Below are 2,699 nucleotides of genomic sequence, written 5' to 3' on the forward strand. Positions count from 1 at the left end.
GTGAGCTTGGCACCGGCCTCGTTGGCGTGGCCGTAGAAGGGGTCCTTGGTGTCCAGGACGAGCATCAGGCGGTGTCCGGCCGGGACGTCGTAGCCGGCGGCCTGGAGCCCGATGTCCGCGACGACCGGCTCGCCCGGGGACACCGCCAGGGCGGTGAAGGGCGCGTGAGTGATGATGGACGCGTTGCCGTCCGGAGCGACGTCGAAGAGGTAGGCGACGAACGTGGCGTTCGCGGCGCTCGGCTGGAAGGTCAGTCGCAGCTGGGGGATCCCGCGGACCTTCGCCGTCTCGGTGAGGGCCTCGCCCGTCCACACGGCGGCGTACGTGCGGCTGATCTGGGGCGTCGGGTAGACCTTGGGCTTGCCCGCCATCTCCGCGTAGCCGGTCTTGATGATCGCGTCGGCGACGGTCGCCGAGGTGTCCGTGCCGGTGGACAGTACGGTGCTCCAGCCGTTCTGGGGCTTGTCAGAGAGACCGCCGTCGGTGGTGCCGACCGCAGGCCCGGTCAGGTGGAGGCGCGCGGGGGTGCCGGTCGCCGCCTCCCAGTCCGGGCGGGACTCCAGGGTCTTGCTCCACATGATCTCGCTGACGACCGTGTTGCCATCAAGCTCGCCCAGGCCCTTGAGGTGGTAGTCGAGCCAGCGGTGGGCGTCGTTCCAGATCCGGTTGGGCAGGCCGATCAGGCCCGACATCTCCGGGGAGGAGTGGTCGCCGATCGACAGGTCGAGGCGCTTGGCTGGGGCGCTGAGCTTGTTGAACAGCTCCAGCGTCTGGTTGACCGGGAAGAGCGTCTCGTGCCAGGCGTGCGAGAAGAAGACCGCCAGGTCGGGGCGGTCAAGCCGGTCGATGGCCGTGAGCGGGGACCGCTCGTTCGCCCACTCCCGGACCTCGTCGGAGATGCTCCCGTTGCTGTTCTGCATCTGGTCGAAGGCCCACCGGGTCCGCTCACTCAGCCGGGCCTTGGCGGCGGCGCCCCGCAGCGCGGCGACGGAGGCGGTGTGCCGGGTGTCGTTCTCGTAGAACGCCGAAAGCAGGCTGCCCCACGTACTCAGAGCGCCGACCGCCTTCACCCGGGGGTCGGACGCGGCGACCAGCAGGCTGATGCCGGAGCCGTAGGAGTCGCCGAGGAAGGCGATCCGGCTGGGGTCGGCGGAGGGGAGGTTCGCCAGCAGGAAGTCGATGACGGCACTGCCGTCCTGGACGTCGAGAGGGCCGGCGACGTCGACCTCGCCGGTGGACTTCCCGAACCCGCGGGGCGTGTACGCCAGGACCGTGTAGCCCTTGAGCGCGAGCTGCGCCGCCTGCGCGGCGTACGCGACCCATCCCAGATCGGCCCACGGCGCGGGCATCACCACGACGGGGAACGGCCCAGCACCCCTCGGCATGAACCCCGCCGCGTCCAGCCCGGCGCCGTCGACCGGCACCTGGGCCATGAAGAATTCGACCTTCCCTTGCGCCTTGGTCGCTTCCTCGGCCAGCGCGGAGGACAGAGCCGAGCTGTCGCCGCCCTTCAGTGCGCTGACGAACTGCGTGAGCGCCGCCTCGTCCAGTTCCGGGTACAGACCTGCCGATGCCATGTTCCTACCGCCCTCTAAAGTCACGTCGGTCAGTCTCTGCTCGTCGAACGGCCAGGTCACCCGCAGTATGGGTGTGTCAGGGGCCGCGCCGGATTCAGTATCGGCAGACCCATGTGTCACACGAGCACGCGCTTCGAGATTGACCGAAAATGATCAAGAAAGACCAAGGTGGGCGACCATTTTCGGCCAGGACTCCCAGCAGGCTCCGACACGGACCATTCGCGTGACCAGCCAGGACTTGTCCGGCCGATCATGGCTTTAGGCAGTCGGGCATGATGCCCGCGTGAGCATCATCGTGAAGTTCTTCGCGGCGCCGGACGACACGTCAGCGGCCCTGGCCCTCCGGTCCGGGCCAGGGCCAGCATTCGAGTCGCTCTCCTTCGGCAACTTCGATCCCGAAGAGGCCGTGATGGAGTGGGAATGCCTTCTGGGCGGCGGCAGCTTCGAGGAACTCGTCGAGGCCGGTGAGCCTCGCATCGTCGCCGGCCAGGACAACGACGGGTGCTTCGTCTTCGCGCTCTCGCCTCGCCTGTCCACTGCGCTCGCGGACGCCGAGCACGCCAGATTGCGCGACGTCGCCGCCTCGTGGACCCGGCTGCGTGCGGAGGACGGCGAGGTCATCGACACGGAGATCGCCGACGCGATCGTGGGTGGTCTGGCTGCTCTCGTCAGCAGTGCTCGGCGCCAGAGCCAGGGCGTCTACTGCTGGGTCGCGTAGCACTTCATGCCCGAAGCCAGATGACGAGGGCCGCGGCGGTGGCGGTGCCGAGGAAGACGTAGCGAGTGGCGACCGCCCGGGACTGCTTCAGACGGTTGATCGCCCGCTCGATGGTGTTGCGCTTCTTGTAGCGGTCCTCATCGAAGCCGGGCGGCCGTCCACCGCGTGCGCCCTTGCGCAGTCGGGCCGCCTGGCTGTCAGTCTTCTCCGGGATGGTGTGGCGGATCCCCCGCCGTCGCAGGTACTCGCGGATGGGGCCGTTGCTGTAGGCCCTGTCAGCCGCGAGGCTGTCGGGCTTCTTGCGTGGCCTGCCCAGGCCAGATCTGGGCACCCGGATCTTCTCCAGGACCGGCTTGAACTGGGTGCAGTCCGACCGCTGACCTGGCGTGACGATCAGAGACAGC

3 protein-coding genes are annotated in these 2,699 nt (G+C 68.7%); 1 reads left to right on the forward strand and 2 read right to left on the reverse strand.

Annotated features, from left to right (window positions below; genetic code table 11):
• On the reverse strand, positions 1–1,577 hold a 1,577-nt coding region (locus tag ABT354_RS37940), incomplete at its 3' end, for a CocE/NonD family hydrolase (RefSeq protein ID WP_351502620.1).
• Between the two features lie 283 nt (positions 1,578–1,860).
• Between ABT354_RS37940 and ABT354_RS37945 the strand changes: the two genes are divergently transcribed.
• The gene (locus ABT354_RS37945) at positions 1,861–2,295 is read left to right on the forward strand and encodes a hypothetical protein (RefSeq protein ID WP_351502622.1); all 435 of its coding nucleotides are present in this window, start codon (positions 1,861–1,863) and stop codon (positions 2,293–2,295) included.
• Between the two features lie 4 nt (positions 2,296–2,299).
• Here ABT354_RS37945 and ABT354_RS37950 read toward each other — a convergent pair.
• Positions 2,300–2,699: transposase (locus tag ABT354_RS37950; protein WP_351502624.1), on the reverse strand; the 400-nt coding region annotated here is incomplete at its 5' end.

Source organism: Streptomyces sp. NPDC000594 (assembly GCF_040299965.1).
GTDB lineage: Bacteria > Actinomycetota > Actinomycetes > Streptomycetales > Streptomycetaceae > Streptomyces.